14 protein-coding genes and 1 tRNA gene are annotated in these 16,023 nt (G+C 65.2%); 8 read left to right on the top strand and 7 right to left on the bottom strand.

Annotated elements, in window-relative coordinates; all coding sequences use genetic code 11:
• Positions 1 to 148 precede the first annotated feature (148 nt).
• From CK625_RS09925 to CK625_RS09900, 6 genes are all read left to right on the top strand, one after another.
• Positions 149 to 502 carry a nuclear transport factor 2 family protein gene (locus CK625_RS09925; protein ID WP_238945614.1) on the top strand — a complete coding sequence of 118 codons (354 nt, stop codon included), beginning with the start codon at positions 149 to 151 and terminating at the stop codon, positions 500 to 502.
• A gap of 133 nt (positions 503 to 635) precedes the next feature.
• Positions 636 to 1,289 carry a hypothetical protein gene (locus CK625_RS09920; protein ID WP_095540156.1) on the top strand — a complete coding sequence of 218 codons (654 nt, stop codon included), beginning with the start codon at positions 636 to 638 and terminating at the stop codon, positions 1,287 to 1,289.
• 229 nt (positions 1,290 to 1,518) lie between these two features.
• Complete coding sequence (locus tag CK625_RS09915) at positions 1,519 to 2,040, top strand: DUF1697 domain-containing protein (protein WP_095540155.1); 522 nt, start codon at positions 1,519 to 1,521, stop codon at positions 2,038 to 2,040.
• 8 nt (positions 2,041 to 2,048) lie between these two features.
• The gene (locus tag CK625_RS09910; RefSeq protein ID WP_095540154.1) at positions 2,049 to 3,539 is read left to right on the top strand and encodes a protein adenylyltransferase SelO; all 1,491 of its coding nucleotides are present in this window, start codon (positions 2,049 to 2,051) and stop codon (positions 3,537 to 3,539) included.
• A gap of 104 nt (positions 3,540 to 3,643) precedes the next feature.
• Positions 3,644 to 5,164 (top strand): phospholipase D family protein, encoded by a 1,521-nt coding sequence (locus CK625_RS09905; protein ID WP_172425135.1) that lies wholly within the window; start codon positions 3,644 to 3,646, stop codon positions 5,162 to 5,164.
• 62 nt (positions 5,165 to 5,226) lie between these two features.
• Positions 5,227 to 5,766: a DUF924 family protein gene (locus CK625_RS09900; protein WP_095540167.1), complete on the top strand. Its 540-nt coding sequence runs from the start codon at positions 5,227 to 5,229 to the stop codon at positions 5,764 to 5,766.
• Positions 5,767 to 5,911: 145 nt separating this feature from the next.
• Here the strand turns inward: CK625_RS09900 and CK625_RS09895 are convergent.
• Positions 5,912 to 5,998 (bottom strand) — tRNA-Leu (locus CK625_RS09895).
• Positions 5,999 to 6,060: 62 nt separating this feature from the next.
• Here CK625_RS09895 and rnr point away from each other — a divergent pair.
• Positions 6,061 to 8,376, top strand: a complete 2,316-nt coding sequence (gene rnr / locus CK625_RS09890) for a ribonuclease R (RefSeq protein WP_238945617.1) — start codon at positions 6,061 to 6,063, stop codon at positions 8,374 to 8,376.
• A gap of 228 nt (positions 8,377 to 8,604) precedes the next feature.
• Here rnr and CK625_RS09885 read toward each other — a convergent pair whose 3' ends face one another.
• The 3 genes from CK625_RS09885 to CK625_RS09875 form a co-directional block, all read right to left on the bottom strand.
• Positions 8,605 to 9,909, bottom strand: coding sequence for a multifunctional CCA tRNA nucleotidyl transferase/2'3'-cyclic phosphodiesterase/2'nucleotidase/phosphatase (locus tag CK625_RS09885; RefSeq protein ID WP_095540152.1), 1,305 nt, complete (start codon positions 9,907 to 9,909; stop codon positions 8,605 to 8,607).
• 23 nt (positions 9,910 to 9,932) lie between these two features.
• Positions 9,933 to 10,655 carry a glutathione S-transferase family protein gene (locus tag CK625_RS09880; RefSeq protein ID WP_095540151.1) on the bottom strand — a complete coding sequence of 241 codons (723 nt, stop codon included), beginning with the start codon at positions 10,653 to 10,655 and terminating at the stop codon, positions 9,933 to 9,935.
• Between the two features lie 89 nt (positions 10,656 to 10,744).
• Positions 10,745 to 11,317, bottom strand: a complete 573-nt coding sequence (locus CK625_RS09875; RefSeq protein WP_095540150.1) for a 5-formyltetrahydrofolate cyclo-ligase — start codon at positions 11,315 to 11,317, stop codon at positions 10,745 to 10,747.
• 15 nt (positions 11,318 to 11,332) lie between these two features.
• Here CK625_RS09875 and CK625_RS09870 point away from each other — a divergent pair, with 15 nt between their 5' ends.
• Positions 11,333 to 13,384, top strand: coding sequence for a lytic transglycosylase domain-containing protein (locus tag CK625_RS09870; protein ID WP_095540149.1), 2,052 nt, complete (start codon positions 11,333 to 11,335; stop codon positions 13,382 to 13,384).
• A 151-nt stretch (positions 13,385 to 13,535) separates the two neighbouring features.
• Here CK625_RS09870 and CK625_RS09865 read toward each other — a convergent pair whose 3' ends face one another.
• From CK625_RS09865 to CK625_RS09855, 3 genes are all read right to left on the bottom strand, one after another.
• A complete protein-coding gene (locus tag CK625_RS09865) occupies positions 13,536 to 13,907 on the bottom strand; it encodes a DsrE family protein (RefSeq protein ID WP_095540148.1) in 372 nt (123 codons plus the stop codon).
• 194 nt (positions 13,908 to 14,101) lie between these two features.
• Positions 14,102 to 14,455 (bottom strand): DUF5368 family protein, encoded by a 354-nt coding sequence (locus CK625_RS09860; protein ID WP_095540147.1) that lies wholly within the window; start codon positions 14,453 to 14,455, stop codon positions 14,102 to 14,104.
• A gap of 29 nt (positions 14,456 to 14,484) precedes the next feature.
• Positions 14,485 to 15,813, bottom strand: coding sequence for an NAD(P)/FAD-dependent oxidoreductase (locus tag CK625_RS09855; protein ID WP_095540146.1), 1,329 nt, complete (start codon positions 15,811 to 15,813; stop codon positions 14,485 to 14,487).
• Positions 15,814 to 16,023 lie beyond the last annotated feature (210 nt).

Below are 16,023 nucleotides of genomic sequence, written 5' to 3'. Positions count from 1 at the left end.
CGGCGAGCGCACGGTGGATGCGCTGTGGCGGCGCATGGGGCAACTGGTTGATCTGTTCTCGGCTCAAGAGTGTGCCAATTACTTCAGATCAGCTGGATATGTAATTAATTAAATCGAAAATGCTCTAGATCCCGATCTCACCGCCGCCGTGCGCCATCTCATTGACAGCGGCTGCCATTACCGCATGGAAGCGCTTGCCGCCTGTTATGCGCCGGATTTGCGCATCGTGATGGTGAGCGAAAACGGCGAAACTTTGACGTTTGACTACGCGCAAAACCTCGCCTTTTTCCAGTCCCTGAAAGACGCGGGCGCTGCGCCGCTCGATACCGCCGTGATTTTCAACCATGCCGAGGCGCATGACGGCATCGGTTATGTCACCGCCACCCGGCGCATGGATTTTGGGCAGGGCGAAAAGCGCATCGTTTTTACCCTGATGCTGCGCCATGATGGCGCGCGCTGGCAGGTTTTCCGCGAACATGCGGTGGTGACCGGCGCAGCCTGAGTGCTTGTTTCAAGGAGGCCCATGAATCCCGCTATCCCCCGCCGCCATTTCTGTATTGATGCCGTCGTGATCTGTACTGCAGAATAGGCTTATACTACGGGCGAACTACCACACCTGCGCAGGAGCAACGCATATGGCCAACCGAAGCTATCTTTATGCCATCGATTTTGACCGGACCCAGGGCGAACGCCAAGCCGGCGACAAAATCTACGGCCTGGGCGAATACGGCCACAGCATTCCGCTGGCCTACAAAATTTTGGTCAGCCAAAATTCCCGTCTTGCCCACTCCATTATTTGGGAATATCCGCATCCCATTGCCATTCAGGGAGATTTTGAACCGGGTCGGCAGAAGCTCCTGGATTTTTTAAAGCAGCTTGCAGAGGAAAACATCTTCGAGCCAGCCGAATTACAACGGCGGATTCAGGAAACGGAGACCTTTCTAGAGAAAAATCGGCTGCAATACGCGATCTTGGAATGTGGCGAAATTTACGAGCTGGGGTCAACTGCCCTTGAGGTGCGGAACCGGGAATTGTTTGAGCGGGAAATCCTGAACATTGACGAACATCTGGCTGTCTGTCTGGCAGAGTTGGGTGACATGAAGCGCGCAGTCGAACAACTTGAAGCCGATGCCCGCTCGTCGCAAAGTTTTTTCTCTCGCCTGCTGGGCCGAAGAAACAAATCTCAAATGGAGCAGGCAAAAGCCAAAATACTCCGGCAGGCAATGTGGAATATGCTGGGCATCAACGGATGGTCCAACATTCTCTACTACGATTTTGACAACGAATAAAGCAAGCGCTTTCCACACCGTCGCATCTGCATGAAAGACCGCCGTGTACCCGTTTAAATGACGTAATACGGCACTCTCGCCAGAGGTAGGCGAGTTTTGGCAGGCTCTGTAACGCCTTCAGGCTCGATACCAGCCCCGCCCCGTTCACATTGAATCCCCCGCTTTCGTCCCCATATCGGCTTGACTTGGCGGCCATCCCGGCTTGCCGCAGGCGTACTGGAGACAGGCGATGAATGATGTTGTCGCTTTTCTGCGCGGGGTGATGCCCCGCGGCAAGAATGCGGTAAAGATGGCCGATGTGCGCCAGATGCTGGGCGGCAACGGTTTTGGCGATGTGCGCACCTGGATACAAAGCGGCAATATCGCGCTGCGAACCGATTGGGATGCGGTCGCCACCGCCGAGCGCATTCAGGTACTTTTGCGCGCGCATTTGCAGGTGGATTTGCCGGTCATTGTTAAAACTCCAGCGCAATTGCAGGAAATACTGGAGCAAAACCCGTTTTCAGGCAGCGTTTACGATGAAAAACGGGTGTTTTACGCGCTGTGCAATGCGCCGCTGGCTGACCCAAAGGATTTAAGCGGGCAAGATTATGGCGAGGAGCAACTGGCGATTCTTCCGCAGGCGGCTTATTTCTATATCCCCGGCGATGCTTCGCGCAGCCGTCTTGGCAATGCGTTTTTGGAAAAGAAGCTCGGCCAGGTACTGACTACGCGCAATGGCAATACCTTGCGCAAAATGATGGATTTTTGAGCGGCCTTATGAAAAATTCCGCATTGAACTGGAATCTTTCCCGCACCTATCAAGCCCTGCCGCCGGTGTTTTATTCGCAGGCAGAACCGGCTGATTTCCCCGAGCCTGAAACCGTGCTGTTCAATACCGCGCTGGCTCGGGATTTGGGTTTGCTGGCCGATGCCGCCATCGACCCGCAAGAAGGCGCACAAGTATTTTCTGGCAACCGCTTTCCACCCCACGCCCAGCCCATTGCGCAAGCCTATGCCGGGCACCAGTTCGGGCATTTCACCCTGCTGGGCGATGGCCGTGCGCTGCTGTTGGGCGAGCAGACTACGACCAGCGGCGCGCGCATCGACATCCAGCTCAAGGGCAGCGGGCCGACGCCGTATTCACGCCGGGGCGATGGCAAAGCGGCGCTGGGGCCGATGCTGCGCGAATATCTGATCAGCGAGGCCATGCATGAACTCGGCATCCCGACCACGCGCAGCCTGGCGGTGGTGACCACGGGTGAGCGCATCCGCCGCGAGCGCTTGCTGCCCGGCGCGGTGCTGACGCGCACCGCGCAAAGCCATATCCGCGTGGGCACGTTTGAATTTGCTGCGGCCAGTGGTGAAGCGGCGAATCTGTGTGCGCTGGCCGATTACGCCTTGCAGCGGCATTTCCCCGAAGTGCTGGCGGAAAACCCGGCGAATCCCTATCCGGGTCTGCTGCGCGCGGTCATCGCCCGGCAGGCGGCGCTGGTTGCCCGCTGGCAAACCGTCGGTTTCATCCACGGCGTGATGAATACCGACAATATGTCCATCCCAGGCCTGACCATCGACTACGGCCCCTGCGCCTTCATGGATGGCTACGACCCGGCCACGGTGTTCAGCTCCATCGACCGCGATGGCCGCTACCGCTATGAAAACCAGCCGTCGATGGCGCAATGGAATCTGGCGCGGCTGGCCGAGGCGCTGTTGCCCTTGCTGGATGCGGATGAAAAGACCGCCATCGACATCGCCAACGCAGAATTGCGGCAGTTTGCGCCGCTTTTCAACCAGCATTACCAGCAGGGCATGGCGCGCAAGCTCGGTATTTTCCAGCCGCAAGCGCAGGACACCGAACTGCTGGAAGCGCTGCTGACGCGGATGCAGACCCACGTCGCCGACTACACCCATACCTTTGTGCGGCTGACGCTGGACATGCTGGATGCCGATGGCGCGTATCTGGATGGCACGCACGCCCTGTTTGCCGACCCGGCCTTCGCCCAATGGCACACCCGCTGGCAGGCGCGACTGGCCGAGCAGGCGCAGGGCAGGGCGGAGATCGCTGCCCTGATGCAATCGGCCAACCCGTTTGTCATCCCGCGCAACCATCGCGTGGAAGCGGCGCTGGCCGCCGCCGAAGCGAGGGACATGCAGCCCTTCAATGCCCTGCTTGCCGCCTTGCAGAAACCGTTTGACTACAGCGCCGAGCGCCACTGGCAGCGCTTGCCCGATGCCCCGCAGCCGGGCTACCGCACGTTTTGTGGCACCTGAATCCACACCCGACATTCAGCCTGTGAGCAAACGGCTGTGAGCACGCTCTATGCTACGCGCTCGACATGCCCCCAATCTCTGGATGAATCCTAATGCGGATGCTGATGAAACTTTGCCTGTGGCTGGGCGGGTTGCTGCTGGCCTTGCTGTTGCTGGCCTGGGCAAGCCATCAACCCTTGCCCGACAACCGCCAGCGCAGCGTATCGCAGCGCCTGCCGGTCAACCCCGAAGGGCGGCTGGTCCGCCATTTGCTGGCGCAAGTCGAGGCGCATCCCGGCCTTTCCGGCATTTATGCGCTGCGCGACGGCCGCGATGCGTTTCTGGCGCGGCTGGCGCTGGCGCAAAGCGCGCAATACAGCCTCGATGTGCAGTACTACATCTGGCACGACGATATTTCCGGCCGCCTGCTGCTGCAAAGCCTGTACCAGGCTGCCGAGCGCGGCGTGCGCGTGCGCCTGCTGCTCGATGACAACAACACGGGCGGCATGGACGGCCTGCTGGCGGCCGCCAATGCGCATCCCAATATCGAAGTGCGGCTGTTCAACCCGTTCATGCAACGCGGCATGCGCCCGCTGGGCTATTTGAGCGATTTCTTCCGCCTCAACCGGCGCATGCACAACAAATCCTTCAGCGCCGACGGCGTGGTCACCATTGTGGGCGGGCGCAATGTTGGCGATGAATATTTCGGCGCCGGCAACGGCGTGATGTTTGCCGATCTCGACGTGGCCGCAGTCGGCCCGGTGGTGCAGGCGGTGGAGCAGGATTTCGACCGCTACTGGGCCAGCGAATCGAGTTATCCGGCAGAAAACATCATCAGCGCCGCGCCGCTGGCCTTGGATGCCGCCCCTTCCCAAGACGCCGGCACCCAGGGCTACCTGAAAGCCTTGGCGCAATCGGCTTTTGCGCAGCAGCTTGAGGCCGGCACCCTGCCGCTGGAGTGGGCCCAGGCCACGCTGGTGAGCGACGATCCGGCCAAGGGCTTGGGCAAGGCCTTGCCGGACAATACCGTGCTGGCTGCGATTGGCCCGGTGATGGCGACGGCGAAAGAAGAGCTGTTGATCGTCTCGCCGTATTTTGTGCCGACCCGGCAGGGCGCGGACTGGCTGGCCAGCATTGCTGCGCGTGGCCTCAAGGTGCAGGTGCTGACCAATTCGCTCTCGGCCACCGATGTGGCGCCGGTGCACGCCGGCTATGCCAAATACCGCAAGCGGCTGCTGGAGGCCGGCATTGCGCTTCTTGAACTCAAGCCCGATGCCACGGTGATGACCGACCACCACGGCGGCATCACCGGCAGCAGCGGCGCCAGCCTGCATGCCAAGACCTTTGCCGTGGATCGGCGCCTGCTGTTCGTCGGCTCGTTCAACATGGATCCGCGCTCGGCCGCGCTCAATACCGAGATGGGCCTGCTGCTGGAAAGTCCGGCGCTTGCGCAACAGCTCGCCAGCGGACTGGCGCAGCACGCCAGTGACCACGCCTATGCGGTCAGCCTGAAAGGCGGCCAGCTGCATTGGCAGACGCTGCAAGCGGGCGTCACTCGTGACCATGGGCAGGAGCCCGGAAGCAGCGCCTTCAAGCGTTTTGCAGTGTGGTTCTGCAGCCTGTTGCCGATCGAGTGGTTGTTATAGCGCCCGCCCCAATCCTTTTGCGGCCAGAAAGTCCGCCCATCCCCATCCAGTTGAGAGAGCTGATGACTGCCCAAGACATACTTGATTTCTGGTTCAACCAGGACAACCAGCCGTACTGGTTCAGGAAAAGTGCGGCTTTTGACGAGAAGATCCGCGGGCGCTTTGCCCAGCTGTGGCAGCAGGCGGCGCATTCGGAGCTGCAGCACTGGCGCGAAACCCTGGCCGGTCGGTTGGCGGAAATCATCGTGCTCGACCAGTTCTCACGCAATCTGTTTCGTAACAGCCCCATCGCCTTTGCCCAGGACAGCATGGCGCTGGCGTTGGCGCAGGAAGCGGTACGCCAGCAGGGCTTTGCCGACATGAAGCCCGATGAGCGGCACTTCATGCTGATGCCCTGGATGCACAGCGAAAGCCGGCGTATCCATGAACAGGCAGAGGAGCTTTTCGGGCGCTACACCACGCCGGATGCGCTGAATTTCGAGATCAAGCACAAGCGCATCATCGACCGCTTCGGCCGCTACCCGCACCGCAACGAGGTTTTGGGGCGGCAGAGCACGGCGGAGGAAATCGAGTTCCTCAAACAGCCGGGGTCTTCGTTCTGATGGCCTGGCCGTGGGGCGTGCCAGCCCCCTGGGGCGGGGGCTGTCATGGGCGCACTTTGCCATGCCGCACATGCACAGCCATACGGCCAACAAAAAAGCCGCTGACGGATGGACAGCGGCTGCGCGAAAACAATCAATTTGATGATGGTGCCCAGGAGAGGACTCGAACCTCCACGGAGTCGCCCCCGCTAGCACCTGAAGCTAGTGCGTCTACCAATTTCGCCACCTGGGCACTTCAGGAAAGCGCGAATTGTAATCCAAAAAACTGGATCTGAATTGAACAAATCCCATTTGATGCAAGAAATCGTCGGCACCGTGCAGGGCCGGCGCGAAGGACACGGGTTCATCACACCCGACGATGCCTCCGACGACATTTATCTTCCCCCCGAGGCCATGCGCCAGCTGGTACACCGCGACAGGGTGCGCGCGCGCATCGTGCGGCTGGATCGCAAGGGCCGCCCTGAAGGCCATGTGCTGGAAATTCTCGAGCGGCCCACCAAGACCATCATTGGCCGCCTGCTGCAGGAAAGCGGCGTCTGGCTGGTGGCGCCCGAGGATCGGCGCTATGGCCAGGACGTGATCGTGCCCGATGCGGCCACCGCCCATGCCCAGGTGGGCCAGGTCGTGGTGGTGGAGCTGACCGAGCAGCCCACGCTGCACGGCCAACCCGTGGGCCGCATCGTCGAGGTGCTGGGCGATGCCGACGATGCCGGCATGGAGATCGAGATCGCGGTGCGAAAGTATGAAGTGCCGCACGCCTTTTCCGAGCCCTGCCTGAAGGCGGCGGCCAGGCTGCCGGCCACGGTGCGCGCCGCCGATCGCAAGGGCCGCATCGACCTGCGCGACGTACCGCTGATCACCATCGACGGCGAGGACGCGCGCGATTTCGACGATGCCGTCTATTGCGAGCCCGCGCGCGTGGGCCGCGGCAAGGGCTGGCGACTGCTGGTGGCCATTGCCGACGTCAGCCACTACGTGCCCTCGGGCGGGGCCATCGACGCCGATGCATTCGAGCGCGCCACCAGCATCTACTTCCCGCGCCGCGTCATCCCGATGCTGCCGGAAAAGCTCTCCAACGGCCTGTGCTCGCTCAACCCCGGCGTGGACCGCCTGTGCATGGTGTGCGACATGCTCATCACGGCCAAGGGCGAGCTGCATGCCTACCAGTTCTACCCGGCGGTTATGCACAGCCATGCGCGCATGACCTACACCCAGGTGGCCGACATCCTGCTCAACACCCGCGGCCCGCTGGCGCAGCAGTACCAGGGCCTGGTGCCCGAGCTGCTCAATCTGCACGGCGTCTACCAGGCGCTGCTGGCGGCGCGCCAGCAGCGTGGCGCGGTCGACTTCGAAACCACCGAAACCCAGATCATCTGCGACGACAACGGCCGCATTGCGCAAATCCTGCCGCGCACGCGCACCGAAGCGCATCGCCTGATCGAGGAGGCCATGCTGGCAGCCAACGTCTGCGCGGCCGATTTCGTGCAAGGCGCTGCCGGCCAGCTGGCGCTGTACCGCGTGCACGAAGGCCCGACGCCCGAGCGCCAGAACGTGCTGCGCGCCTACCTCAAGGCCATGGGCATTGGTCTGAACATCGGTGATGACCCCAAGCCCCAGGACTTCCAGGCCATTGCCGAGGCCACCAAGGATCGGCCCGATGCGCAGCAAATTCACACCATGCTGCTGCGCGCCATGCAGCAAGCCGTCTACACGCCGCACAACAATGGGCACTTCGGCCTGGCCTTCGATGCCTATGCGCACTTCACCAGCCCGATCCGCCGCTACCCCGACCTGCTGCAGCACCGGGCCATCAAGGCCATTCTGGCCGGCGGTCAATACCAGTTGCCAGCCATCCCGCCGGCCGACTCCGTGACGCAGCAGTTCCGCCAAAAGCTGGCGGCCATGGTGGCGCCGCCCGCACAGCGCGGGCCGCAGGATGGGGTCAAGGGCCCGCAGGCCAAAGGCGCAGCGCGCCAGGGCCGGGGGCGCAAAAAGGCGGCTCAGCCCGATGCCCAGCGCATGCAGACCTGGGAGGAGGCCGGCCTGCACTGCAGCGCCTGCGAGCGCCGTGCCGACGAGGCCAGCCGCGACGTGCAGGCCTGGCTCAAGTGCCAGTACATGCGCGAGCACCTGGGCCAGGTCTTTGCCGGCACGGTCTCGGCCGTCACCAGCTTCGGCCTGTTCGTCACGCTGGACGCCATGTATGTCGATGGCCTGGTGCACATCACCGAGCTGGGCAGCGACTACTTCCGCTACGACGAGGCGCGCCAGGAGCTGCGCGGCGAGCGCACCGGCCAGCGCTACGGCATCGGTGCGCGGCTGCAGGTGCAGGTCAGCCGCGTCGATCTGGATGCGCGCAAGATCGACTTCGTGCCGGTCATCGACGACCCGAGCGGCAAGGGCGATGCCGGCCCGGGCAACACCGCGGCCCTGCTGCGCCCGCGCCGCGCATCGCGCCGCAATGCGCAGGGCCAAGGCGCCGGCCAGGCCGATGACTGGCGGGCCAGCGCTGGGGGGCAGCGCCGCGCCAGCGGCCATCAGGCGGGCGATGCCGGCGGCCGCAAGAGCAGCCGCCGCAAAGACGCTGCGCGCAAAAGCCGCAAGCGTTGAGCAGCAGGGTGCGCGGCCTTCTGGGAAGGTTTGTACGAATTCCAGCGCCTCGGTGTGCGCTGCGATTCGTTAGCAGAGGATGAGCGCGGCGCGGCGATTTCGGCCAAAACTGCGCACAGCTGCTGCGTTGAAAACGCTTGCAAGGTGTTCAAGCTTGCAAGCGTTTTCGCTGTGCATCTGCGGCTTTTGCCTCGAAAAACCGCTTCGCAAACCAAATCTCAACAACCCCTAGAACAGCGCGGCGACGGCGGCGATGCGGGCGGCTTGGATTTGGGCGCCGATTTGCGGGCCCTGCAGGCCCTGGCGCGCTGCCTGGGCGGCGATGGGGGCGGTGTCGACCGACTGCGCAGCCTGCAGCGCTGCCAGCAGGCGCGGGCGTTGCGGATAGGCTGGGGTGGCGGCTTTTGCAGCCGCGCTTTGTGCAGGCAGGGGCGGGGCCAGGGCGGCATCGGCCTGGGCCATGCACTCGCAGGCCCACAGTGCCTGGGCGAAGCGCTCCGGTCGGCGCAGCGCGTCGCAGTGCTCCAGCAGGGCGAGGGTGTGCGCTGCGTCGGTATGCAGGCTGGCATCGATGGCCTGGCGTTGCCGGGCCAGCAGCAGTGCCAGCTCGCGCAGTTCGGTGGGCACTTTCAGGCGGGCGGCCATGGCCTGGGCTTGGGCGCTGGTGGCGGTGCCATGCGGGGCGGGGCCGTGCAGCAGGCAGGCGTAGCGCACGGCCAGCGGGGCCTGGGCGCGCACGGCGGCGGCCAGTGCCTGCAACGCTGCGGGCGTGGGGCTGGGTGCTGGCTGCGACTGCGACTGCGACTGCGACTGCGACTGCGACTGCGGGGCCGGCTGGCTCCAGCGCTGCGCCAGTTCGGGCAGGACCACGGCCAGTGCGCCGCAGTCGTGCAGCACGGTGAACATGCGCAGCGGCGCGTGCTCCATCAGGCCACGGGCCAGCTCCTGCCAGACGCGCTCGGGCACCAGGTGGGCGGCCTCGCCGGCCTGCACCATGCCGCGCATCAGCGCCATGGTGTCCTCGGCGACGCTGAAGTCGGCAAAGCGCGCGGCAAAGCGCGCCAGGCGCAGGATGCGCAGCGGGTCTTCGGCGAAGGCGGCGCTGACGTGACGCAGCCGCTTGCGCTGCAGGTCGGCGCGGCCGCCGTAGGGGTCGATCCATTCCTGCCGGCCATCGGCCAGCTGGCGCATGGCGATGGCGTTGATGGTCAGGTCGCGCCGGGCCAGGTCTTGCTCCAGCGTGACGCTGGGCTCGGCGTAGACGGTAAAGCCTTTGTAGCCGCGGCCGCTTTTGCGCTCGGTGCGCGCCAGGGCGTATTCCTCATGGGTTTGCGGGTGCAAAAAGACCGGGAAGTCCTTGCCCACCGGGGTGAAGCCCTGCGCGCTCATCCACTGTGGCGTGGCGCCGACCACGACCCAGTCGCGGTCCTGCACGGGGCGCCCCAGCAGCTGGTCGCGCACGGCGCCGCCGACCATGTAGATGCGCGGGGCCGGCGCATCGCTGGCGGCCTGGGGGGGCAGGGCGCTGCTCATCGGTGTTGGCGCGCAGCAGGCGCTCAGTCGCCGTGCGCGCTGCCGGCCTGCAGGCGGTAGGGCTCTTCGGAGACGACGAAGTCGTGCTCGGCCAGGGCGCCTTCGATCCAGGCAGCCACGCCTTGGCTGGCGCAGATGGCCTGCACGTAGCCGCGCACGGTCTCGCTCACCGGCAGGGCGTAGGTCTGCACGCGCATGACCAGCGGGGCGTAGAAGGCGTCGGCGATGGTGAAGTGCTCGCCAAACAGGAAGGGGCCGTGGTGGTTGCGCAGCAGCTCGCCGCACAGCGCCTCGATGCGCTGCATGTCGCGGCGCAGGGCGGGCTTGTCGCGCCAGGCAATGGCGCCGGCTTCGGGCAGGCGGGCCTCGATGTTCATCGGCAGGGCGCTGCGCAGCGCGGTAAAGCCGGTGTGCATTTCGGCGCAGATGCTGCGCGCCCGCGCGCGCTGGGCGACGGGCTGCGGCCACAGGTTTCGCTGGGCAAAGCGCTCGGCCAGGTATTCGACGATGGCCAGCGAATCCCAGATCACCAAGTTGCCATCGACCAGCACCGGCACCTTGCCGGCCGGGCTGATGTGCGAGATGGTTTTCTTGAACTCCGAATCGGGCGCGAAGCTGTCAAAGCGCAGCTTCACTTCGCGAAAGGCGATGCCGTGCTCGCGCATCAGCACCCAGGGGCGCATGGACCAGGACGAGTAGTTCTTGTTGCCGATGTAGAGCGTCAGCGCGGTGGCGGGTGCGGTCATGGGCGTGCCTCTCTTTCTCTCTGGCCTGCCGGCCTGCTGGGTGGATGGTTGCGCGAATGGCGGCGGGGCTGGCGCAAGGCCTTGGGCGCTCACACGGGCCAGACCACGCCGTTGTCGTTGAGGATGGCGTCGAGCGGAATGTCGTGCGGCTCGGGCTCGAAGTCTTCGACGAAGCCCTCGGTATAGCCCAGGCCGACGGTGAACGGGCGCGGCTTGAGCGCCGCCAGCGTGCGGTCGTAAAAGCCGCCGCCATAGCCCAGCCGGTAGCCGCCCGCGCCATAGCCCACGCAGGGGATGAACAGCAGGTCGGGCTCCAGAATGTCCGTGTCCTTGGGCTTGGGGATGCCGTAGGCATCCTCCTCCATCGGGCAGCCCGGGTACCAGGCGTGAAAGCGCAGCGTCTTGTGGGTCTTGTCCACCACGGGCAGGGCGATGCGGCGCATCATCGGGGCGTCCAGCAGCTCGCCATCCTCCTTCCAGCGGTGCAGCGCCGGCAGCGGATCGAACTCGCCCTTGATGGGCCAGTACGCGCCGATGATCAGCTCGGGGCGATCCACCAGCCAGATGCGCATGACCTGTTGCAGCTGCGCATTCTTCTCGATCCGACTGGCCATATTGACCCGCCGCTGCACCAGAGTTCTCCTCAGCGTGGCTTTGTCCATTTCATAATTCCCGGCATGCGATCGACCACCATTCTGACACCACTTTGCGCCGCTCTGGCGCTGCTGGCAGCCACTGCCGCAGGCCCCGCGCAGGCCCAGTTGCAAAGCCAGTCGCAGCACCAGTTGCAGCCCTCGGCCAGCGCTGCCCGGCAGGCGCCCTCGCGCGCCGGTGACCAGGCCATCCTGGAGATGCGCCAGGCCTACACCGCAAAGAATGGCGCGCGCCTGGCCCAGCTCTTGCCCAGCGTGCAAGGCCATGCGCTGGAAGGCTGGGGCGCCTACTGGGAGCTCAGCCACCGTCTGCGCGATGCCGACCGGCGCGAGGTGGACGCCTTCCTGGCGCGCTACCGCGGCAGCTACGTCGAAGACCGCTTGCGCAACGACTGGCTGCTGCTGCTGGGCCAGCGCCGCCAATGGGCCGAGTTCATGCACTACGCCCAGGGCTTTCGCATGCAGGACGACCCGCAGGTCAAGTGCTATGAGCTGCTGATCAGCGACATCCAGGGCCGCGCCGCGCCTGCCGCGCCCCAGCAGGTGCTGTCGCTGTGGTGGGGGCAAAACCGCGCCGACGACGGTTGCACGCACGCCGTGCAGGAGTTCTTCGCCGATGGCCGCATCAAGCCCCAGCAAGTCTGGCAGCGCGCGCGCATTGGCGCGCACCACAACCGCCCGGGCGTTGTGCGCGCGGCCGTGGGCATCGTCGCGCCGGCCTCCCTGGCGCATGTGGACAGCGCCATGGGCAAGGCCGCAGCCTTCCTGGGCCATCGCAGCACCGCCAGCGATCCGGCGCGGCGCGCGCTGGTGCCGCTGGCCCTGGCGCGCCTGGCCAGCAGCGATGCCGCCGCCGCCGCCGCGCAGATGAAAAGCCAATGGGCCGCGCACATGAGCCCGGCCGAGCGCGACTTCGTCTGGGGCGCCATCGGCCGCTGGGCCGGCATCCGTCTGGCGCCGCAGGCGCAGGAGTACTTCGCGCAGGTGAAAGACCCGCGCAACCTGCTCGACGAACAACTGCACTGGAAAGCCCGCGTGGCGCTGCGCTTTGGCCAATGGCCGCAAGTGGCGCGCGCCATCGACGCCATGAGCGTCGATGACCAGCAATCGCCCACCTGGGCCTACTGGCGCGCGCGCGCGCTGCAGGCCACAGGCCGGGCCGAGGACCAGGCCAGCGCGCAGCGCCTGCTGCAAAGCATCGCCGGCACCACCAGCTTCTACGCCCAGCTGGCCTACCAGGCGCTGGGCGGCAAGGTCGGCATCGCGCCCGAGCCCGCCGCCCTCACCGAAGCGGAGAAAGCCCGCGCGCGCACCAACCCCGGCCTGCTGCGCGGCATCTACGCCATCAGCATCGGCCTGCGCAGCGAAGGCGTGCGCGAATGGAACTACACCACCAACCTGCACGAGCGCGGCGGCATGAGCGACCGCGACCTGCTGGCCGCCGCCGACCTGGCCTGCCGCTACGAAGTCTGGGACCGCTGCATCAACACCAGCGAGCGCACGCGCGACTTCATGAGCTTTCGCCAGCGCTACCCCATGCCCTTCAAGGACGACGTGGTGCGCCGCACGCGCGAAATCCAGCTCGACCCGGCCTACGTCTACGGCCTGATCCGCCAGGAAAGCCGCTTCATCATGGACGCGCGCTCCAGCGTCGGCGCCTCGGGGCTGATGCAAGTCATGCCCGCCACCGCCCGCTGGACGGCCAAGCGCATCGGGCTGGATGACTTCAAACCCGGTGACCTCAACCACAAAGACACCAACATCGCCATCGGCACGGCCTACCTGAAACTGGCGCTGGACGAATTCGCCGGCTCCATGCCGCTGGCCGCCGCCGCCTACAACGCCGGCCCGGGGCGGCCGCGCAGCTGGCGCAACGGCCCGGTGCTGGAGACAGCCATCTGGGCCGAGAACATCCCCTTCAACGAAACGCGCGACTACGTGCAAAAAGTACTGGCCAACGCCACCGTCTACGGCGCCATCCTCAGCGGCCAGCCGCAATCGCCCAGCCTGCGCCTGGGCCCCCACATCGGCCCGCGCCAGGAGAGCGACCCGGCGGCGATTGCCGATCTGCCGTGATGTGAGATGCCCGGTTGGCCCCGGGCGCAGCCCGTTTGCCTGGCCGGCGCCTTGGCCAAGCCGGGCGTGACAAAAGAGCAACGGCCCAGCGGTGCATCACCTGCTGGGCCGTTGGCGTTGTGAGCTGGGGATCTAGGGCCTGTTGGCTCGCTCAAGTCACCTGCAGGCTGCCCTTGGCGGCCATCAGCAGGTCGATGACGTCCGGGGCGGTGATGATGTCGTAGCCGGGGGCCATGTCGCTTTCCTGCAGGCCGTTGTGCAGCATGCAGGATTTGCAGATGGCCACGCGGCCGCCCAGTTCGAGAAAGCTGGCCAGCAGAGTGGGCACGGGCTCGAACGGGGCGCCGATGTCCATGCCTTCGGTGGCTTTGGGCTTGCCCAGCGTGACGCCTTCGGCCATCAGGATCAAGGTGGCGCTGTGGCCTTTCTTGAGCGCGTTCACGGCCATGGTGAAGGCCACGGTGACTTTGTCCGGGTTGCCGTGGCCGTCGAACAGGGTGGCGACGAAGTCGGTGGTTTGCATGAGTTTCTCTCCTAGGGAAGGTCGGCACGAATCACCGCGCCGTGTGTATTTGCGGATGCGGGCAGTCTGCTGTGTTGCTCGCGCTTGCAATGGTTGGGGCCATTGCGGTGGCTTGCGCCTGGCATTGCATTGCGATCCGCAGCGCGCACTTTACCGCTGGATTTGGCAGGCCTTCCCTTCGGGGCTGCCTGGGATCAGACCGCGCGCAGTTGCCTGAACCAGCCGGCGATGCTGTAGCAGACGATGGTCGTGCCGATCATGCCCAGCAGGTAGACCAGGCCGATGACCAGCCAGTCGATGGCGCCGCCGGGGCTGGTGGTGCCCGAGGATGCGACCTGGAACATGAGCGCCACGGCCAGCACGCCGCCGAGCAGGCCCAGGAATTGGCAGGCCACCAGGCGTGCGGGCGCCAGGCGGCGCTCGCGCAGCAACAGCAGCAAGAAGGCCAGTGTGCCCAGGATGCTGATGAGGGGCAGGGCAATCAGCAGGGGCGCGCCCAGCATTTCCTGCAGCACGGCCCACACGGAGGAAAAATCCAGTTCTTTCATGTGTTGTTCTCCTTGTCGTTGGCGCGCGCTCAGACTTGGCCGCGCAGCATGCTGATGTAGGTGGGTTTGAGGGCGGTGGTCTTGAGCACCCAGCTGGCCCAGAGCTCTTCCAGCGGGGCGATGACGCCGGGGAAGGAGGGCAGCAGGTTGTTCTGGTAGTCGAACTCCACCAGCATGGCGCGGCCCAGGCGCGTCACCAGCGGGCAGGAGGTGTAGCCGGTGTAGAGGGATTTGCTGGTGGTGCCGGCCATTTCGGCCACGGCGTGGTCAACGGCCACGGGCACTTGCCATTTGACGCTGGCGGCCGTCTTGCCCTTGGGCACGCCGGCGATGTCGCCCACACCAAAGACGTTGGGGTAGCGCACGTGACGCAGCGTGCCCTTGTCCACTTCCATCCAGCCATCCTTGGCCCACTTGCCTTCCTGCCAGGGCAGGGGGCTGTTGCGCACGGCGTCGGGCGCCTTCATCGGCGGGATGACGTTGATGAAGTCGTATTGCAGCTCAGTTGTGCCCTCAGTGGTGTTGAAGGTGGCGATGCGGCGGCCTGGGTCGATGGACTTGAGCGAGCGCTCGTAGTTGACCTGCACGCCGCGCTCCTGGAACAGCATGCGCACTTTTTCGGCCACCACGGGCACGCTGAACAAGGCCTTGCTGTGGGCGTTGTAGATCAGCTGCGAGCGCCCGCGCACGCCGCGGCGGCTGAGGTAGTCCTCCACCAGAAAGGTGTATTTCAGCGGCGCGCCCGCGCATTTCATCTCCGAGGCCGGGCGCAGGAACACGCCCACGCCGCCTTTTTGCGTGAAGCGGTCCATCTCGCGCCAGGTGGCAAATGCGCCTTGCGGGCTGTGGTAGATGCTGCCGATGCCCTCGCGGCCGATCAGGCCCTCGTCCATGCCCTCGATGGCGGCGTAGTCCAGCACCAGGCCGGTGGTGACGAACAGGAAGTCATAGGCAAAGCTCTTGCCCGAGTCGGTCACCACGCGATTGCCCTCGGGGTCGATCTCGGCCACGCGCTCGGCCACCCATTGCACGCCCTTGGGGATGTATTCGGCCGTGGTCGAGACAGGGTAGTTCTCCGGCTTGATGCCGGCGGCCACCAGCGTGTAGCCGGGTTGGTACAGGTGCTGCTTGCGCGGATCGATGATGGTGATCTTGGCGCCATCGAGCGCTGCGGCCAGGCGCGAGGCGCTGGCCAGGCCGGCCGCGCCCGCGCCGGCGATGACGATGCGCGCGCTGGTCTTGACCTTGGCCGGCGCGGCCTGCGCGCCGCTGGCGGGCAGCAAACTCAGGCCCGCACCTGCCAGGCCCAGCGAAATCAGCTCGCGGCGGTTCAATGCGGATTGTTTTTCTTCGGTCATTGACAGAGTTCCTTGTGTTGAACGGAAGGGGTGGCAGGCTAAGGGCCTGTTCAAGGTCTTGGCCGCCCCAGCGGGCAAAAAAGTACGGCCTTGGCCGGTCTGCGGCGTTGTGCGCCTTGCAGTCCGTCCAAAAACCGTACCGGCAGCCTTGGCGGCGAAATCCTGAGCAGGCCCAAGGGCATGGCATGAGGGCCTGTTCATATTCACACC

The sequence above is a fragment of the Vandammella animalimorsus genome (assembly GCF_002285265.1).
Lineage (GTDB): Bacteria > Pseudomonadota > Gammaproteobacteria > Burkholderiales > Burkholderiaceae_C > Lampropedia.
Note: the sequence above shows the minus strand (reverse complement) of the source record. Positions and strands in the feature narration are given on the sequence as shown.